This is a genomic window from Azospirillum sp. B4 (genome assembly GCF_000333275.1).
Classification (GTDB): domain Bacteria; phylum Pseudomonadota; class Alphaproteobacteria; order Azospirillales; family Azospirillaceae; genus Nitrospirillum.
Genome location: NZ_BACU01000205.1, coordinates 1 through 17,569, shown reverse-complemented (window position 1 = coordinate 17,569; position 17,569 = coordinate 1). Strand labels below are relative to the sequence as shown.

The window sequence follows — 17,569 nt, the reverse complement described above, 5'->3', positions numbered from 1 at the left end:
GCTTTCCCCTCATGCTCCAGGGCGTCCAGCACCTGGTCCTGGGCCACGGTCTCACGCGCCAGCGCGTCGTTGCGATCCAGCACGGCACGGGTGGCGTCCGCCAGCTGCTGTTCGGCCCGGCCGCCCATTTCCGCCAGCAACGCGTCCAGGCGCTGCAGCTCATTCTCGTAAGAGGTGACGATGTGACGGGGCAACGGCTCGGACATGGGCGTACATCCAGGGCAGGGGTGGAAACCAGGGAGTGATGCCTGGGCTGAAACTCCACCGAACGGTTCGTTCTTCCCGCACACGCTGCCTGCTGGGCTCAGCGGCAGCCTTGGCCGTGATCGCCGGAACCGCGACGGCGGCGGTGCCCCGCGTCCCCGCCACCGATGCGCCGGCGCCGGAGACGGAAAGCGATCCCCGGGCCGTCGACCTGGTGGCACGGATGACGCTGGATGAGAAGATCGCCCTCATCCGGGGGGCGCAGGAGCCGTCGGCGACGGATCAGGGCGAAGCCGGTTATCTGGCCGGCGTGCCCCGCCTGGGCATTCCGCCAATGCGCTTCGCCGATGGCCCTCCCGGCATCCTGACGCGCGAGCCATCGGCGGCGCCCACTGCCACCATGGGACTGGCCGCCACCTTCAGCCGAGAGGATGCGGAGCAGAACGGCGCCATCATCGGGCTGGAGGCCCGCCGCCTGGGGGTGGACGTGGCGCTGGAACCCTTCATCAACATGCTGCGCGACATCAGCTTCGGTCGCGGCTGGAACACTTTCGGCGAGGATCCGTTGCTGACCAGCGCGCTGGGTGCGGCGCAGATCACGGGCATCCAGGGCCAGGGGGTGATGGCCCAGGCCAAGCACTACCTGGGTTACGACCTCATGGGCTACAAGACCACCATGGACGCCCAGACCCTGCATGAGGTCTACCTGCCACCCTTCGCCGCGGCGGTGGACGCTGGCGTCTCCTCGCTGATGTGCGCCTACAATTACGTGAACGGCCAATACGCCTGCAGCAACGCCGACCTGATGGACACCACCTTGCGGGGGGAACTGGGGTTCAAAGGCTTCGTCACGTCGGACTGGGGGGCGGTGCATGCCGCCACCGACCTGAAGGCCGGCCTGGACATGGAAATGCCCGGGCTGATGCCGCCCGGCAGCCCCTGGCTGACCATTACCCGTTCCTATTTTGACAACAACCCCGAACCGGTTGAACCGCTGACCATGAGCCTGGCGGTGCTGGGCCGGGTGTTCGAGCGCAGCATGCCGGAGGAAAAGGGCGCGCCGCCGGCCGCCGTTTCCAGCGCCGTGCGCATGCGCGGCCAGTTCCCGGATGTCCCGGCGCCCACCAACATGGCGACGGCGCTGAAAACCGGCACCATCGCCATGGCGGACATTGATCGCGCCGCGATCCGCGTCGTGCATGAGATGAACCGCTTCGGCTTCCTGGACGGCAAGACCCACCAGCCCACGGGCCAGGCGCCCGACCCGCGCCTGGCGGCCATCATCCGCAAGACCAGCAGCGATGCCGCCGTCCTGCTGAAGAACGAGGGCGGAGCCTTGCCCCTGAAGGCCGAGGATTATGCCGGCCTTGCGCTGATCGGCCCAGGTGCCGGCCAAGTGGTGGCGCTAGGCATCAACGCGGAGCATTCCCTGGGCCTGACGGAAACCCAGCACAGCGTCGTGGAACTGATGCAGCGCCGCTACGCCGGCCGCCCCGGTATCGACATCCAGTACGCCGTGGGCGACGACATGACCGGCACCCCCATCCCACCGGCATTGTACTCGGCGGACGGCAAGCCGGGCCTGCAACGCTTCAAGGGTGAGTTGGCCGTGGGGCGGGACGCGGCGTTGGACTTCACGGAGACGGGCGCCAACGCCCAGCCGGCCGGGTCGTTCTACACCTGGCGAGGGGAACTGGAGGTGCCGGCGGAAGGCATCTACGGCCTGTACCTACAGGTGCTGGGCGCGCATGCCGAATTGCGCATCGACGGCAAGGTCGTGGGCCACACCAGCGGCCTGATCGGGGCACGGCATGGCGACACCGTGCAGCCGGGGCAGGACAACCTGCTGTCGACAACCGACGGCCTGAACAACGTCCGCCGCGACGTGGCCCTAACCCAAGGCCGGCACACGGTGGAGGTGGTGACCAGCGACGACACCTCACGGGCGCCGGTCCAGATCCGCCTGAATTGGGTAACGCCGGCGCAACGCGCGGCAAACTTGAACCACGCCGTCGCCATCGGAGCTAAGGCCAAGAAAGTGGTGATCTTCGCCTGGGCGCGGCAGGCGCCGTTGTTCGGCCTGGCCGGCGGCCAGGACGCGATGATCGACGCCATCGCCAGCGCCAACCCCAATACCGTTGTCGTGCTGAACACCAGCTATCCCGTGGCCATGCCTTGGCTGTCCAAGGTGAAGGCCGTGGTCAACATGTGGTGGCCGGGCGACCAGGGCGGCGAGGCGACCATGGACGTGCTGACCGGTACCATCAGCCCGGCCGGCCGGCTACCCTTCACCTGGGCACGGGCTCTAACCGATTATCCCGCCACCGACCCGCGCTATCCGGAGCGCGGCCGCCGGCCGGATGGCGACGTCACCTATTCGGAAGGGCTGGATATCGGTTACCGCTGGTTCGTGCGCAACGGCATCGCCCCGCTATACGCTTTCGGCCACGGTCTGAGCTACACCACCTTCGCCTATTCCGGCCTATCCGTGCGGCACGCACCGGATGGCGGTCTGGACGTGGCCTTCAAGGTCAAGAACACAGGCGCCGTAGCGTCCGATGAAGTGCCCCAGGTCTATCTGAGCGCCCCCAAGGGCGCCAAGGGCGTACCCATCGGTGTCCGCTTCGCCGCGCAGGCGCTAGCAGGCTTCGACCGTATCCACTTGGATGCCGGTGAGACCAAGCCGGTGATTATCCATGTTCCACTGCGTAGCCTTCAATATTGGGACAAAGCCGGCCGCCGCTGGGTCGCGGCTGGCGGTACGCGCGAGGTGTCGGTAGGCCCATCGTCGCAAGTGTTACCGCTAAGCGCCTCCAGCCGATGAAACCACCGCTTGTGATGGTGACAAGGAAATGGCCGAATGTACAAGCCAACATCAGAGTGCGCCCCCCGGCTTGCGACCCAAACTTGCTAAAGCTGCCACTCGAGCCACCATTTATCAGCTCAGCTTAGATATATGCACTCGTTGTCAGCCCCAAGTTTGAAGCCGTGTCTGCTGTGTTAATCAGCACCGAACATTGGCTCTGATTCAATTCTAGTTGTAAATCGGCGCGGCCAAATGACCCCACAAATCTTATTACAATCAATTGGTCACGATGCCGATCGGCATCCAAAGCGCTGGCCGATTTACAGTCAGAGTCCGGCCCGGAATCGGATAAGTGGTTTTAGGTGCGCGCCAATCTCCTGGTGGGGAGCTTGACGCTTGCGGCGAAGATCCATGCGGTTGCGGTGTCGGTTCCCCGTTCGAAGTCTTTAGCGAGGCGCCGATTGCGGCCTAACCAAGCGAAAGTCCGTTCCACCACCCAACGCCTGGGCAGGACGACGAAGCCCTGGGCGGTGTCGGATCGCTTGATGATCTCCAGGGTCCAATTGCCCACGGTGGCCAGGGCGGTCTCCAACTTGTCGCCCGCGTAGCCGCCATCGGCGAAGACTTGCCGCAGCCAAGGGAACGCGGCACAGATCGAAGCCAGTACCGAAGGAGCGCCATCACGGTCCTGGATATCGGCGCCATGAACGACGGCACCGACCAGTAACCCGTTGGTATCCGTGATGATATGGCGCTTGCGGCCCTTCACCTTCTTGCCCGCGTCATACCCACGCACGCCACCGGCTTCCGTGGTCTTGGCCGACTGGCTGTCGATGACGCTGGCGCTGGGACTGGCCTCGCGGCCCATCCTTTCCCGCGTACGCATCAGCAATAAATGGTTCAGCCGCTTCCACGTCCCATCGTTCCGCCAGGCGTAGAAGTAACGCTGCACCGTTGTCCGCGGCGGAAAGCTGTCCGGTAGCATCCGCCCTCCAGCACGTAGAAAATCGCCTCCACCACCGACCGCAGTTCTACCTCTCGCGGCCGGCCCCGCCGGTACGCGCCAGGAAGCGCCGGGCACAGGACATTCCATTCTTCGTTCGTCAGATCGCTTGCATACTTCAGATGATCCTGCCGATACTGGCGACGGGTGATATCAGTCCACATAATCTTGGGATCCATTCTCGTCTTCGCAAACAGAACGAATCACAAGCGACTGATATCACTCAACTTATTTATGGGCCAGGCTCTTAAAGATTGGCACATCCAGCGTCCAGGACCGCTCGGCACGAAGACGATCATCCGACAATGGAGTGATCACGCATATTTTCGAAATAACGAACAGCTCCCAGCATCTTTAAACAATATTTTTAACGAAACGAAATTGTGTATTTTATCCACTGGGTATTATCCATGCTGATATATCCGCCTACCCTCTCAGCGAGACGCCCAGAGAGCGCCACTGGAGGAATTTCCCATGAACTATCCAAACCTGTTCTCGTCCTTCTCCATTCGGAATCTCCAGCTGAAAAACCGGCTGATGATGGCGCCGATGGAAAGCCATCTCGGTAACGCCGACGGTTCGGTGTCGCCGGAGTTGATCGCTTACTACCGGGAACGGGCACTGGGCGGGGTGGGCATGGTGGTGGTGGAATTCACCTGCGTAGATGGCCGCGACGGCTTCAGCTCTCTGGCCCCTCAGTTGAGGCTGGATACGCCCTTCTTTCGCACGGGGCATGGCAAGCTGGCCGCCGCCATCCAGTCGGCGGGTGCGCGTGCCTGCGTTCAGCTCAGCCACGCCGGCCGGCAGTCGAGAGAGTCGGTAATCGGCCGCCAGCCCGTCGCGCCGTCGGCCGTGCCGCTCAAGTCCCCGTATCTCAACGCCACGCCCCGGGCCCTCGAGGCTCATGAGATGGAGCGCCTGATCCAGCGTTATGCCGCTGCGGCCGCCATGGCGGTTCAGGCCGGATACGACGCGGTCATGCTGCACGGTGCCCATGGCTATCTGCTGCAGCAGTTCCTGTCCCCCCTGGTCAATCAGCGGAATGACGAATGGGGCGGTGACTTCGAGCGCCGACTGCGCTTCCCCCTTGAGGTCATCCGCGCCGTGCGGGACGCTATCGGCGACAGGCCGTTGCTCTACCGCCTGTCGGTGTCGGACTTCATCGAAGGGGGACTCACCGTCGAGGATAGCGAGCGGATCGCCCCCAGGCTCTGCGAGGCGGGCGTCGACGCCATCGATATCTCGTGCGGGTCCCTGGACCGGGTGGATGTCATCGTCGAGCCCATGTCCGTGCCCGAGGGGTGGCGCCTGCCCATGGCGCGCCGCATCCGGAAGGCGACGGGCAAGCCGGTCATCTGCGCCGGCGTGATCCGCCGCCCGGACGCGGCGGAGGCCGCCATCGCCCAGGGCGACACCGACATCATCTCCTTGGGCCGCGCCCTGCTGGCCGATCCGCTCTGGCCGAAGAAGGCCCAGGCGGGGAAGGCCGACGACATCCGGCCCTGCACCTCCTGCAACTGGTGCATCAAGGAAACCGGCGGCAACCGGGGTGTGGGCTGCGCCGAGAACCCGCGTTGCGGCCATGAGACGGACCCGCTCATCGACCGTTTCGGGCAGGGCCACCGGGCCGCCGTCGTGGGCGCCGGCCCCGGCGGGATCACGGCGGCCCTGCTGCTGGACCAGGCGGGCTTCCAGGTCACGCTCTACGAAAAGCGGGCGGCGCTGGGCGGCAACCTGGTCTCTTCGGCGACGCCGCCGGGCAAGGAAAAGCTGTTCTGGTATCGGGACTTCCTGCTGCGCCGCCTGGCCGCCAGCGGCGTCACCGTCCGCACCGGCACCGCCGTCACGGCGGACCAGCTACGGAATGACCAGCCGGCCGTGATCGTCCTCGCCAACGGATCCCGGCAGGCGCCCCTGCCCCTGGAAGGCAGCAAAGGGCTTTCCACGGGCCCCGCGTTCGAGGTGCTGCTGGGTGAAGGGCACCTGCCCCAGTCCTCCGCCGATCGCCCCATCGTGATCTATGGCGGCGGTGAAACCGGCACCGAGACGGCCGAGCATCTGGCCAAGCTGGGCCAGCATGTCCTGCTGGTCTCACGATCCGGCGCCCAGTTCCTGGCCCGCAATGCCGAGCCCTTGTACCGCATGCATCTGCTGAAGCGGCTGCATGCCAACACCGCCATCCGCATTCTCGACCACACGCGACTGACGGCCGTCGAGGACGACCATGTCATGCTGAAGACCGGGGACGCGGAGCCCCGGCCGCAGCCCGCCAGCGCGGTGCTGCTGGCTCATGGCCTGGTGCCTGACACGGCCTTGGCGGACGCGCTGGCGGATGTTCCCGTGCCGGTCATCCGCATCGGCGACGCCAGGACGGTGGCCCGGATTGGCGAGGCCGTGCGCGACGCCTACCGCGGTGTCCAGGATTTGCGGCTGAGCTTCCTGCAAGCCGAGGCTATTCGGTGCTGATCCGCGCGGCTTTCAGATCCACACCCGGATCCGCCAGCCGTTCCGGGTCCATGAGGGCTTGCCCGGCGATCAGGGTCTTGCCAGCCATGAAGTCCTTGGGCGCAGAAAGGCAATCAACGGCGATCAGGCGACCATCGCGCAAATAGGCCACGGAAAAGGGCGGGCGGGACGCGTCCCCCCGCACCACCGCCTGATCGTACCCCAGGCAGAGCCCAGCCGTCTGCATCTTCACGGCGTACTGGTCCGACCAGAACCAGGGCAGCGCCGTATAAGGCTGCGGCACACCAAGGATGGTCGCCGCCGCCGTCTTCGCCTGGTCGATCGCGTTCTGCACGGATTCCAGGCGCAGGGGAACCGCGGCGTGCGCGCTGGGATGCAAGGCGCAGTCACCAATGGCCAGAATATGGGGGTCATTGGTGCGGCAATGGGCGTCCACCTCCACGCCGTTGGGACAAGACAGGCCGGCCGTGGCCAAGACCTGGACATTAGGGATGATGCCCACGCCCATCACCACCAGGTCGGCAGGGAGGATTTCGCCGGACGCCAATTCCACGCCCACGACCCGTTCCGTCCCCGTCAGCCGCCTGACGGCCGCGCCCAGGCGCACGTCCACCCCCTCCCGGCGGTGCAGGTCCAGGAAGAATTGGGACACCACGGGCGAGGTCACGCGGGCCAACAGGCGTTCCTGGGCCTCCAGCACCGTCACCGGCAGGCCCATGCCGCGCAGCACCGCAGCGGCTTCCAGGCCGATATAGCCGCCGCCGATCACCACCACCCGGCGCGGCTGGGCGAGGTCCCGTTTCAGGGCGTCGATGTCGACGATGGTGCGGATGGTATGGACCCCGGCGAGATCAGCCCCCGGACACGGCAAACGGCGAGGCCGCCCACCGGTGGCCCAGACCAGCCATTCATAAGAAAGGATCGCGCCATCGGCCAAGGTGACGTTGGAAGCCTCACGATTAACAGCCACGATGGCCTGCCCCAAACGCAAGGTCACCTGGCGCTCCGCCCAGAATTCCGGCCTGCGGAGCAGTAGCTGGGCCGCATCGCGCTTGTTGCCGAGATAGTCCTTGGACAAGGGCGGCCGTTCATAGGGAAGGAAGCCTTCATCCCCCACCAGCGTGACGGGTCCGCCATAGCCCCCCTGCCTCAGGGATTGGGCCAGTTGCGCCGCCGCCTGGCCCGCCCCGGCCACCACCACGCCGGCGGTCCCCTTCACAACACTCTCGCTCATGTCCTCCCCCTGACCCTCGGGTCCCTTTGGACGGCATCATAGAAAGGGCGTGCGCGGGTGGCAGCCCAGGGGGGCAAGCCAGCATGGGTGTGATGTCTGCATACCGTCGCCAACGGGACCACCGCACATGGGCTAATAAGAGGGTCGCGCCCGGCCAGGACCGGGACAACATCCAGACGGGAAAGCCCGGATGCGGCAATCAGGAGAGGCGACGGAATGACCGACGGTGCAGATACCCCCTTCCGTATTGATGGCAAGGTGGCGGTGGTGACGGGGGCGGCGCGCGGCATCGGCCGATCCGTCGCGCAGATTTTCGCCAAGGCCGGCGCCGCCGTTGTGGCGGCGGACATCCTGGCCGACGCCGCGCGCGAGACCGCCGACCTGGTGACGGCCGCCAGCGGGCGCGCCATCGCCGCGGCCGTCGACATTTCCGACGAGGCCTCGGTTCAGGCCCTCTATGACCAGGCGACCGACGCGTTCGGCAGTGTCGACATCCTGATCCACTCCGCCGCCATCTTCCCCAAGTACCCGCTGCTGGACATGACGGTGGAACAGTGGGACCGCATCCACGCCGTGAACATGCGCGGCTCCTTCCTCACCGTGCGGGAGGGCCTGCGACGCATGATCGCCGCCAAACGCGGCGGCGCGATCGTCAACGTCTCCTCCGTCAGCGGGGAACGGGCGGTTGTCTTCCACAATGCCGCCTACAACGCCAGCAAGGCCGGCCTGACCAACCTGACGCGGACCAGCGCGCTGGAGGCCGGGCCCCACGGCATCCGGGTCAACGCCGTGCTGCCGGGCGGCACAGCCACGGAGGGCGCGCGCGAGGCGACAGCCGACATGCGCGCCCGCGGCCTGGAGGTCGGTGGCCCCATTACGCAGCCCGGCCGCGTGCCCCTGGGCATGATGGGTCAGCCCGAGGATATCGCCCACGCTTGCCTGTTCCTGGCCAGTCCTGCCGCCCGGGCCATCACCGGCCAGGCGCTGGCGGTCGATGGCGGATTCCTGGTCAGCTGAAGGCGCACGAAAAGGCCCCGGGCGCACAGGCTCGGGGCCTTCGTGGATGCTGAGGGTCAGTGCTGGCTGAGCGGAATGCGGACCAGCAGGCCATCCAATGCCGGCCCCATCTTGATCTGGCAAGACAGCCGCGAGGTCGGCTGCGGCTCCACCGCAAACTCCAACATGGCGGCCTCGTCCCCTTGGGGGGAACCGGCCGCCGCCGCCCAATCCGGATCGACATAGACATGGCAGGTAGCGCAGGCGCAGGCCCCGCCACAGTCCGCCTCGATGCCCGGCACGCCGTGGGCGACGGCCACCTTCATCACCGACTGCCCTTCTTCAGCCTCCAGATCGTGGCGGTGGCCGTCAGGGTCGATAAAGGTGATCTTGGGCATGGGGGCCGTCCTTCAAAGCATGATGTCGTGGAATTGCCGGCCGGTGGCGACACCGGCGCCGGCCAACGCTCCATCCATGCCACATCCGCCCAGCGGCACCAGCCCCGCCCCCCTGACATCAAGAATACGATCCCCTGCCCCGCTGCCTTGATCGCGCCCGCAGGTTCCGCCCTTACTGCGTTCCGACGGCCGCGTGGTCTATCGCGGGCACGATACCGAGGAAAGAGCCCACAATGATGCGGCGCATGGATTTCAACGTCCCGGTTGATGATGAGAGATGGATCGCCATGACCGTCTTCGCGCTGGGCGACCTTCCGCCTAGTGGACGGATTTTCTTCCTGGCCCCTGGCGGCGGCTATGCCCGTGGCTATTACGACATGGCCTTCCCCGGTCACCACGGATACAGCCAGGCGGAACACCACACGTCTCAAGGTCATGTGGTGATCGCCTATGATCACCTGGGGGTAGGCGAAAGCTGCACCGACGGCTTGGCCGAGATAACGATCGAGGATATCGCCGACGCCAATGCGAAGGCCGTGCTGTCGGTTATGGAGCAGGTACGCCGGGGAACGCTGTCGGACTTCCTGCCCGCTCTGCCCGACGCCCTTTTCATTGGGGCCGGGCAATCCATGGGCGGCGGTGTCAGCATTCTGATGCAGGGCCGGCACGCCTGTTTCGATGCCATTGCCGTCCTGGGGTACAGCGCCATCCATACCGTGCTGCCCCAAAGAACCACGGCAGAGGTCCAGCAGGGCATCGACACTTATCAATATGACCGCCAGACCAAGGGCGCCGACCTCTCCGTTGCGGAGTCAGCCGCGGGTGTGGCCGATTTCCGCTATCCATTCCATTGGGAGGACGTGCCGCCCGATATTCTGGCGGCGGACATGGCTGGCGGTTATCCCATTCGACGGACGGCCCCACCCTTCGGCAGCCTGACCATTCCCAACTGCGTCGTCGCCATGATGTCCCCTGGCTTCGTCGCTGACGAAGCGGAGGCCACGCGCGTCCCGGTCTTCCTTGGCTTTGGGGAGCGTGACACCAGCGTGCGCCCCCACCAGGAACCAGCCGCCTTCCCCAACAGCCAAGACATCACCCTCAGCATCACGCCAACGATGGCGCACATGCACAACTTCGCCTCCACCCGTCATTTGCTTTGGAACAGGCTGAGCGCGTGGGCCACGGGCTTGGCGGCCGGCTCTCAGTCTCAGGAGTGAACCCACATGCCCGTGTATCCCATGAACATGGACGTTCCGGCGCACGTGCCGCCCGAACTGGTATTCGATTACGACGTCTACGCCCCGGGCCCGCCGGAATCGGATTTCTTCGAGGAATTGTACAGGCTGAAAGGCAAGGCGCCACCCATCTTCTGGACGCGCAACAACGGCGGCCACTGGTATGTGGCGGACGCCAAGTTGGTGAACCAGGTCCTGCGCGACAGCGACAGCTTCTCCAGCCGCATGCTGGTGGTGCCCCGCGCCAACAACCCGGCCGGTGAAGGCTTCACCCCCATCCATCAGGACCCGCCCGACCATACGAAATACCGTCACCACCTGTCGGTGGCCCTGTCGCGCAAGGGCGTGGCGGAACTGGCACCGGGCGTGCGGCAGCTGGCGATCGAGCTGATCGAGGGGCTGAGGCCCAAGGGCGGCTGCGACTTCATGACGGATTTCGCCTTCCAGCTGCCCATCATCGTCTTCCTGCGCCTGGTCGATCTGCCGGAGGAGCACCGCCTGGGCCTGCTGGAGGAAGTGGCGAAGATCATCCGCCCCGGCAGCAACAAGGCGGAGGTCATCCGCGGCCTGGCCGCCTATTTGGCGCCCATCGTCCATGCGCGCCGCGAGAATCCCGCCGATGACCTCATCAGCTGGCTGTCGCTGCAAGAGATCGACGGTGCCCGCATGGCGGAGGACAAGCTGCTCAGCATGTGCACCCTGCTGCTGATCGGCGGCCTGGATTCCGTGGCCAACACCCTGGGCTTCTTCGCCCGCTTCCTGGCGGAAAACCCGGATCACCGCCGTCAGATCATCGATAATCCCACGGCGATCAGCAGCGTGGTGGAGGAATTGCTGCGGCGCTTCCCCACCGTCACCGCCGGGACCGGCCGCCTATGCGTGGCGGACCGGCAGGTGGGGCCGGCCCTGGTGAAGGCGGGGGACCAGGTGATCGCGCCACCGGCCATGATGAATTTCGACGATGCGACATATCCTGACCCGCTGAAGGTCGATTTTTCCCGCCGCATCAACAGCGTCGGCACCTTTGGCCAGGGGCCGCACCGCTGCGTCGGGGCCAACCTGGCACGGTCGGAACTGACCATTTTCCTGGAGGAGTGGCTGACCCGCATCCCCGACTTCCGCCTGGCAGCCGGTGCCCCGACCTTCCAGCCGGGCATCAACATTTCCTACACGCGCCTGATGCTGGACTGGTCAGGAGCATAAGTACCAATCGTTTGACTTCCAAGGATGTAAGCGAATGAAAGTGCTGGTCGCGGTCAAGCGGGTCGTTGACTACAACGTGAAGGTTCGCGTGAAGGCGGACGGCACGGGTGTGGACACGGCCAACGTCAAGATGTCGATGAACCCGTTCGACGAGATCGCGGTTGAGGAGGCGGTTCGCCTGAAAGAGGCGGGCAAGGCCACCGAGATCGTGGTGGTGAGCGTGGGCCCCACCCAGGCGCAAGAGACGCTGCGCACGGCTTTGGCCATGGGTGCCGATCGCGCCATCCTGGTGCAGAGTGATGCGGAGACGCAGCCGCTGGGCGTGGCCAAGGCGCTGAAGGCGCTGGCGGAGAAGGAACAGCCCGGCCTGGTCATCCTGGGCAAACAGGCCATCGACGACGACGCCAACCAGACCGGCCAGATGCTGGCGGCGCTGCTGGGCTGGGCCCAGGGCACCTTCGCCAGCAAGGTGGTGCCCGCTGAAGGCACGGTCGCGGTCACCCGTGAGATCGACGGCGGTCTGGAAACGGTGGACCTCAAGCTGCCGGCGGTGGTGACCACCGACCTGCGCCTGAACGAGCCGCGCTACGCCTCGCTGCCCAACATCATGAAGGCGAAGAAGAAGCCGCTGGAGACAGTGGACGCCGCCAGCCTGGGCGTGGACCTGGCGCCGCGGCTGAAGACGCTGAAGGTGGCGGAGCCGGCCAAGCGGGCCGGGGGTGTGAAGGTGGGCTCCGTCCAGGAGCTGGTGGCCAAGCTGAAGACCGAAGCGCGGGTGATCTGACCATGACGACTCTTGTTATCGCTGAGCCTTCCGCGGAAGGCGTGAAGGTCCCGACGCTGACCACCCTGGGTGCCGCATCCAAGCTGGGTGGCGAGGTGCATGTGCTGGTGCTGGGCCAGGGCGTGGGCGCCGTGGCGGACGCGACCGCCCAGGTCGCCGGTGTGGCCAAGGTGCTGACGGCGGACGCCGCCGAGCTGGCGCACGGCCTGGCGGAGAACGTGGCCCCGCTGGTGGTGAACCTGGTGCAGGCCGGCGGCTACGGCCATGTGCTGGCGCCCAGCACCACCTTCGGCAAGAACGTGGCGCCGCGCGTGGCCGCATTGCTGGACGTGGCGCAGATCAGCGACATCACCGGTGTGGAAAGCGCCGACACCTTCACCCGGCCCATTTACGCCGGCAACGCCATCGCCACCGTGCAGTCATCCGACCCGGTGAAGGTGGCGACGGTGCGGGGCACGGCGTTCGAGGCGGTGGCGGCCACGGGCGGCAGTGCCTCGGTCGAGGCCGCGTCCGGCGCCACCGATTCCGGCCTGTCCAAGTTCGTGAGCCAGGAGGTCTCCAAGTCCGAACGGCCGGAGCTGACCTCGGCCCGGGTGATCGTCTCGGGCGGCCGGGGCATGCAGTCGGGCGACAACTTCCCCCTGCTGGAGGCGCTGGCCGACAAGCTGGGGGCTGCCGTGGGCGCCTCTCGTGCGGCGGTGGACGCCGGCTTCGTGCCCAACGACTACCAGGTTGGCCAGACGGGCAAGATCGTGGCGCCGGAGCTGTACATCGCCGTGGGCATCTCGGGCGCCATCCAGCACCTGGCCGGCATGAAGGACAGCAAGGTCATCGTCGCCATCAACAAGGACGAAGAGGCGCCGATCTTCCAGATCGCCGACTATGGCCTGGTCGCCGACCTGTTCAAGGCCGTGCCGGAATTGACGGCCGAGATCTGATACATATCACCAACCGGAACGGCCGGATCCCCGTTGGGGCCCGGCCGTTTTTCTTGGGCTCGCTACAGCATCACCTGCCCGCCATCGGCATTGAGGGTCTGCCCCGTGACGTAGCGGCTGTCGTCGCTGGCCAGGAACACCGCCACCGGCCCGATGTCGGCCTGGGGATCGCCGAAACGGCCCAGGGCGATCTCCTTGCGGTACATCTCCGCCTGCTCGAGATGGTCGGCCAGGTATTGGATGGCGACGGGGCTCAACGCCGCCGGGCAGATGACGTTCACGCGGATGCCGTACCGTCCCCATTCCCGCGCGGCGACGCGGCTGACGCCCCGCACCCCTTCCTTGGTGGCGGCATAGATGCCGAAGCCGGCGCCACCGTAAATGCCCTCCCGCGACCCCAGATTGATGATGGAGCCACCCCGTTCCTTGAGGTGAGGGAAGGCCGCCTGCATGTGCCGGATGGTTCCCAGCAGGCCGGACTCCAGCGTCAGGGCGATGGTTTCGTCGTCGATATCCTCAAGCAACGTCCCAGGCTTGGAGCTTTGGGCGTTGTTGACCAAGACATCCAGGCGGCCGAAGCGGTCCAAAGCCACCTTCACCGCCGCTTCAGCATCGGCACGCCGCCGCACGTCGCCGGCGCAGATGGCGACACCGGCCGTTCCCAGCGGGGACAGGTCACGCGCCGCCGCCTCCAGCTTCGCCACATCCCTACCGGTGATGACCAGGGCGGCACCAGCGGCGGCCAAGGCCTGGGCGATACCAAGGCCGACCCCCTGCCCGCCCCCCGTTACCAAAGCGACTTTCCCTGCCAGTTTCTGCGGCGCCATGGCGCTTTCTCCCTCTGGTGAAACGCTTGTTATCGTGATGGCTGCCGTCCGCGCAGAAAGCTCAGGCCCAGGGCCAGCAGGGCCAGGGCGGACAGGGCGGCCCAAGCCGGGCGGTAGCTACCGGTCCAGTCGAACAGGGCACCGACCAGCAGCGGATAGGCGAAGTTGATGGGTGTCATGGCGGCCCGGGTGGCACCCAGCGCCCTGCCGTAATGGCCAAGCCCGAAGCACTGAGCCGTCAGCGCCCCCCAGACCGGCAGCAAGGCGCCCAGGGACAGGCCGTAAACCAGCGCAGCGACGTACAGGGGACGCCCGTCCCTGGCCAGAGCGAACAGCACCATGGCCACCGCCCCCGCCAGCAACCCCAAGCGCAGGGCCCAGCGCAAATCCACCCGGTCGGCCAGGACACCGAACACCAGCTTGCCCACCATCGCGGTCATACCCACGGTGGACACGAGACTGGCCGCCGTCAGGGCGTCCAGCCCCAACGCCCGCCCATAGGACACCAGGGACGCCATGATCGCCCCGTTGAGCGCCATCAGGGTGCCAACGCCCAGCGTGATGACCCAGAAATCGGCGGAGCGCAGGAACATCCCCCAGCTTGGCGGGGGGCCGGCTGGGGCTGACACCTGCCCGGCCACCGCCGCCCGTCGCTCCCATGCCGGGATGCCGCCAGCGGGTCGCCGGGCCAGCCACCAGACGGCCGGCGCCAGCAGCAGGGTGAGACCGGCGAACACAAGAAAGCCGCCCCGCCACCCCAGCCAGCCCTGCAGATAAGCCGCCCACGGCGGGAAGAAGATGGCAGCCGCCGAGCCCCCCAGCGCCACGACACCCATGACCAGCCCCCGCCGCCGCTCAAACCAATGGGCGATCAGCAGGTTGATGACCAGCATGCCCAGCAGGACATCCGCCGCCGAGATGAGGGTGGCGTAGAGGGCGACCACCTGCCACATGGCCGTGGCGCCGGCCACCAGGGCCAGCCCCGCCGCCGTCCCCAGCACGCCGCCCATGGCCAGCCAATGCAAGGGTATCCGCGCCGCCAGCCATCCCACCGGCGCGGAGGCCAGGCCACTGACCACCAGCACGGCGGTCAGGGCCAGGTTCACCGCGGCGCGGCTGGCGCCGAAGGTCGCCACCAGGTCCGGGGCGAAGACGCCATAGGCGTAGAACACCGGCCCGGCGCTGATCAGCAGCATCAGGAAGCCCAGCACGACGACGACGGGGGCCCGCCAGCGCGCGGGGGCGACCTCTCCGCCCCGCATCAGAAGTGCACCGTCAGCGTGCCGCCCATGGTCCTCGGCGTTCCGGGGATATAGGAGAGGAAGCCGGTGGTCTGGTACCCTGACGCCCCCATGGCCTTGTACTGAACGTCGAACAGGTTGCGGACATAGAACCCCAGGTCCAGCGGGTGCCCGGCCACCTCTTTCCAGTCCAGCCGCAGGTCCGTCAGGCCGTAGGGCTTGGTGACCGCGTAATTCTCCCCGGAATCGGACCAGGCCATGCGGCTCTGCCGATAATACGACAGCTGCGCCGCAGCCGTTCCCAGCCGATCGCTCAGCGGCAGCTCATAACGGACCGTGGCGCCATATTGGAACCGGGGCGTGCCGGCAAACGCGTAGCTGGAAGCGTCAATGGTGCGGCTGCCCGATCCGTCCGGTTTGGCGGCCACCGTGTAGGCGAAGCTGGAATAGGCGGCGTCGATGTAGCTGAGGAACGCCGACAGATCCAACCCGCGCGCCGGCTTGGCCGACAGTTCCAGCTCCCCACCGTCGATGGTGGCGGAGGCGGCGTTCTTCACATAAGCCTGCGGCACCGTCTCCCCGGGGAACTGGGCGTAGATGGTGCGCTGGATGTTGGAATAGTCCTGGTGGTAGCCTGCGGCGTTAGCCCGCATGGCCATACCACCCAAGGTGAAGTCCTGCTTCACGCCGACTTCGTAGTTCACCACGATTTCCGGGGCAAAGGGCCCGAAGCTGCCCAGGCTGCCGTTGGCGCCCAGCTTGCCGCGCAGATTGTAGCCGCCGGAGCGGTAGCCGCGCGACACGGTGGCATAAAGCAAGGTCTCTTCCGCCGGCTTGTAGTTCAGGCCGGCAGTCCAGGTCGGCACGTTCTTCTCGTAAGTGGGCAGCGGCACCTTGCAGGTGTTGGCGAGCGTGCCGCCATCGTTGCAGGCCACCGGCGGCGGGTTGCCACGGAAATCGATGGCCGCCGTGCCAGCCGACAAGCCGGAATAGTAGGTTTGGCCCGTAAAGTCGCGCCGGTCCCAGCTGTAGCGGCCGCCGGCGGTCAGCGTCAGTTCATCTGTGAGCTTGAGGTCGCCCTGAGCGAACAGCGAAGTGCTGCTGTTGACGGCATAGCCGCCACCGACCTGGGACAGGCCATAAGCCCCGATAACCGTCTGCTGGAAGTCGCTGCCTTCCTCACGGAAATAGTAGCCGCCGACGACATAGGTCAGCCGGTCGCCGAAGCCCTTGCCCTGCATCTGCAGCTCTTCGGACACCTGATGTTCCCGGGCGATGTTCAGCGCGTTGAAGAAAGGCAGGCCGTTGCGCGCCTTCAGGTCGGAACCATCGAACTCCACCCCGATGTCGGCGCTGATCTGCCGGTAGCCGAGCACGTTCTTGAAGGTCAGGTCGCCGACATCGACGGTGGTGATGTTGGTGGCGGCGAAGGTGTCGAGCCTGGTGTCGTCGGGCTGCAGGTCGCCGGAGGTCTCATAGAATCCGCGTGCCGCCTGCACCGCGTTGGCGCGCGCCACGGCCGCCGGGTCCATCCCGGCCAGGACCGACGCGTTGGGCCCGAAGCCCTGGCTGATCAGGGGCACACCGGTGCCGGTGGTGTGGACGCCGGACAGGGTCGTATAGCTTTCCACCGCACCGGCGCGCAGCAGGCCACCCAGACGATAGGACGTGTTGGTTTCCGTGCCCAGCTGCTGACCGGTATCGACGTTGGTGGTGTAGCCGTCATGGTGATCCACCTTGACCGCCGCCCGCAGCGCGAAGGCGTCCGTAACCGGAACGTTGACGATGGCCGTCGTCTCGCGGCTGCCGTAGTCGCCCAGGCCGATGCTGGCCATCCCCTCGAACTGGTCGGTCGGGCGCTTCGACATGACCAGCAAGGCGCCGCCGCTGGTGTTGCGGCCGAACAGCGTGCCCTGGGGGCCTTTGAGAACTTGCACATTGTCCAGATCCAGCATGGCCTGGTTCAGGCCGTACACCCGGGCCTGATAGACCTCATCGACATAGGCGCCAACCGACGGGTCCTGAGTGATGAGCGCCTCCTGCTGCCGCTGGCCACGCACCTGGAAGGCGGGCACAGCGCCACCGTAGGGGCCGGGCTGCACCTGGAAGGCCGGCGCCTGGAAGCGCAAATCCTCAAGCTTCGCCACACCGCGCTCGTCCAACTGCTCGCCGGATAGGGCGGTCACCGCCACCGGCACGTCCTGCAGCTTTTCCTCACGGCGCCGGGCGGTGAC

Annotated in this window: 13 protein-coding genes and 1 pseudogene; 7 read left to right on the top strand and 7 right to left on the bottom strand. The window is 66.5% G+C overall.

The window, feature by feature from the left end:
- On the bottom strand, positions 1-206 hold a 206-nt coding region (locus I55_RS09080), incomplete at its 3' end, for a PhoU domain-containing protein (RefSeq protein ID WP_044560205.1).
- A gap of 116 nt (positions 207-322) precedes the next feature.
- Between I55_RS09080 and I55_RS09075 the strand changes: the two genes are divergently transcribed.
- Entirely contained in the window at positions 323-3,028 is a 2,706-nt protein-coding gene (locus tag I55_RS09075; RefSeq protein WP_148293638.1) for a glycoside hydrolase family 3 C-terminal domain-containing protein, read from the top strand.
- Positions 3,029-3,368: 340 nt separating this feature from the next.
- Here the strand turns inward: I55_RS09075 and I55_RS09070 are convergent.
- Positions 3,369-4,177: pseudogene (locus tag I55_RS09070) on the bottom strand (IS5 family transposase).
- Positions 4,178-4,487: 310 nt separating this feature from the next.
- Between I55_RS09070 and I55_RS09065 the strand changes: the two are divergent.
- Positions 4,488-6,479, top strand: a complete 1,992-nt coding sequence (locus I55_RS09065) for an FAD-dependent oxidoreductase (RefSeq protein WP_044560203.1) — start codon at positions 4,488-4,490, stop codon at positions 6,477-6,479.
- On the opposite strand, the gene I55_RS09060 is transcribed toward I55_RS09065, so the two are convergent.
- Positions 6,466-7,713 (bottom strand): NAD(P)/FAD-dependent oxidoreductase, encoded by a 1,248-nt coding sequence (locus I55_RS09060; RefSeq protein ID WP_044560202.1) that lies wholly within the window; start codon positions 7,711-7,713, stop codon positions 6,466-6,468. The two genes, I55_RS09065 and I55_RS09060, sit on opposite strands and share 14 nt — an antisense overlap.
- A gap of 216 nt (positions 7,714-7,929) precedes the next feature.
- On the opposite strand from I55_RS09060, the gene I55_RS09055 reads away from it, so the two are divergent.
- Positions 7,930-8,730: an SDR family NAD(P)-dependent oxidoreductase gene (locus tag I55_RS09055; RefSeq protein WP_044560201.1), complete on the top strand. Its 801-nt coding sequence runs from the start codon at positions 7,930-7,932 to the stop codon at positions 8,728-8,730.
- Between the two features lie 56 nt (positions 8,731-8,786).
- Here I55_RS09055 and I55_RS09050 read toward each other — a convergent pair whose 3' ends face one another.
- Positions 8,787-9,107, bottom strand: a complete 321-nt coding sequence (locus I55_RS09050) for a 2Fe-2S iron-sulfur cluster-binding protein (protein ID WP_044560200.1) — start codon at positions 9,105-9,107, stop codon at positions 8,787-8,789.
- Positions 9,108-9,352: 245 nt separating this feature from the next.
- Between I55_RS09050 and I55_RS09045 the strand changes: the two genes are divergently transcribed.
- Genes I55_RS09045 through I55_RS09030 form a run of 4 tightly spaced genes read left to right on the top strand, consistent with a single transcriptional unit; the run spans position 9,353 to position 13,267 of the window.
- Positions 9,353-10,324 carry a hypothetical protein gene (locus I55_RS09045; RefSeq protein ID WP_199902523.1) on the top strand — a complete coding sequence of 324 codons (972 nt, stop codon included), beginning with the start codon at positions 9,353-9,355 and terminating at the stop codon, positions 10,322-10,324.
- Between the two features lie 6 nt (positions 10,325-10,330).
- The gene (locus I55_RS09040) at positions 10,331-11,545 is read left to right on the top strand and encodes a cytochrome P450 (protein ID WP_049973970.1); all 1,215 of its coding nucleotides are present in this window, start codon (positions 10,331-10,333) and stop codon (positions 11,543-11,545) included.
- Between the two features lie 34 nt (positions 11,546-11,579).
- Positions 11,580-12,329 (top strand): electron transfer flavoprotein subunit beta/FixA family protein, encoded by a 750-nt coding sequence (locus tag I55_RS09035; protein ID WP_044560199.1) that lies wholly within the window; start codon positions 11,580-11,582, stop codon positions 12,327-12,329.
- Positions 12,330-12,331: 2 nt separating this feature from the next.
- A complete protein-coding gene (locus I55_RS09030) occupies positions 12,332-13,267 on the top strand; it encodes an electron transfer flavoprotein subunit alpha/FixB family protein (RefSeq protein ID WP_044560198.1) in 936 nt (311 codons plus the stop codon).
- Between the two features lie 62 nt (positions 13,268-13,329).
- Here the strand turns inward: I55_RS09030 and I55_RS09025 are convergent, their stop codons facing one another.
- From I55_RS09025 to I55_RS09015, 3 genes are all read right to left on the bottom strand, one after another.
- Entirely contained in the window at positions 13,330-14,094 is a 765-nt protein-coding gene (locus tag I55_RS09025) for an SDR family NAD(P)-dependent oxidoreductase (RefSeq protein WP_044560197.1), read from the bottom strand.
- Positions 14,095-14,123: 29 nt separating this feature from the next.
- On the bottom strand, positions 14,124-15,356 hold the full coding sequence (locus I55_RS09020) for an MFS transporter (RefSeq protein ID WP_044560196.1): 1,233 nt from the start codon (positions 15,354-15,356) through the stop codon (positions 14,124-14,126).
- Positions 15,356-17,569: TonB-dependent receptor (locus I55_RS09015; protein WP_044560195.1), on the bottom strand; the 2,214-nt coding region annotated here is incomplete at its 5' end. The genes I55_RS09020 and I55_RS09015, both read right to left, overlap by 1 nt.

Bases quoted from the DNA above. Each gene is read 5' to 3' on its own strand.
- I55_RS09020 (WP_044560196.1), bottom strand. From the start codon at position 15,356: ATGCGGGGCGGAGAGGTCGCCCCCGCGCGCTGGCGGGCCCCCGTCGTC.
- I55_RS09040 (WP_049973970.1), top strand. From the start codon at position 10,331: ATGCCCGTGTATCCCATGAACATGGACGTTCCGGCGCACGTGCCGCCC.
- I55_RS09060 (WP_044560202.1), bottom strand. From the start codon at position 7,713: ATGAGCGAGAGTGTTGTGAAGGGGACCGCCGGCGTGGTGGTGGCCGGG.
- I55_RS09065 (WP_044560203.1), top strand. From the start codon at position 4,488: ATGAACTATCCAAACCTGTTCTCGTCCTTCTCCATTCGGAATCTCCAG.
- I55_RS09035 (WP_044560199.1), top strand. From the start codon at position 11,580: ATGAAAGTGCTGGTCGCGGTCAAGCGGGTCGTTGACTACAACGTGAAG.
- I55_RS09030 (WP_044560198.1), top strand. From the start codon at position 12,332: ATGACGACTCTTGTTATCGCTGAGCCTTCCGCGGAAGGCGTGAAGGTC.
- I55_RS09050 (WP_044560200.1), bottom strand. From the start codon at position 9,107: ATGCCCAAGATCACCTTTATCGACCCTGACGGCCACCGCCACGATCTG.
- I55_RS09055 (WP_044560201.1), top strand. From the start codon at position 7,930: ATGACCGACGGTGCAGATACCCCCTTCCGTATTGATGGCAAGGTGGCG.
- I55_RS09045 (WP_199902523.1), top strand. From the start codon at position 9,353: ATGGATTTCAACGTCCCGGTTGATGATGAGAGATGGATCGCCATGACC.
- I55_RS09025 (WP_044560197.1), bottom strand. From the start codon at position 14,094: ATGGCGCCGCAGAAACTGGCAGGGAAAGTCGCTTTGGTAACGGGGGGC.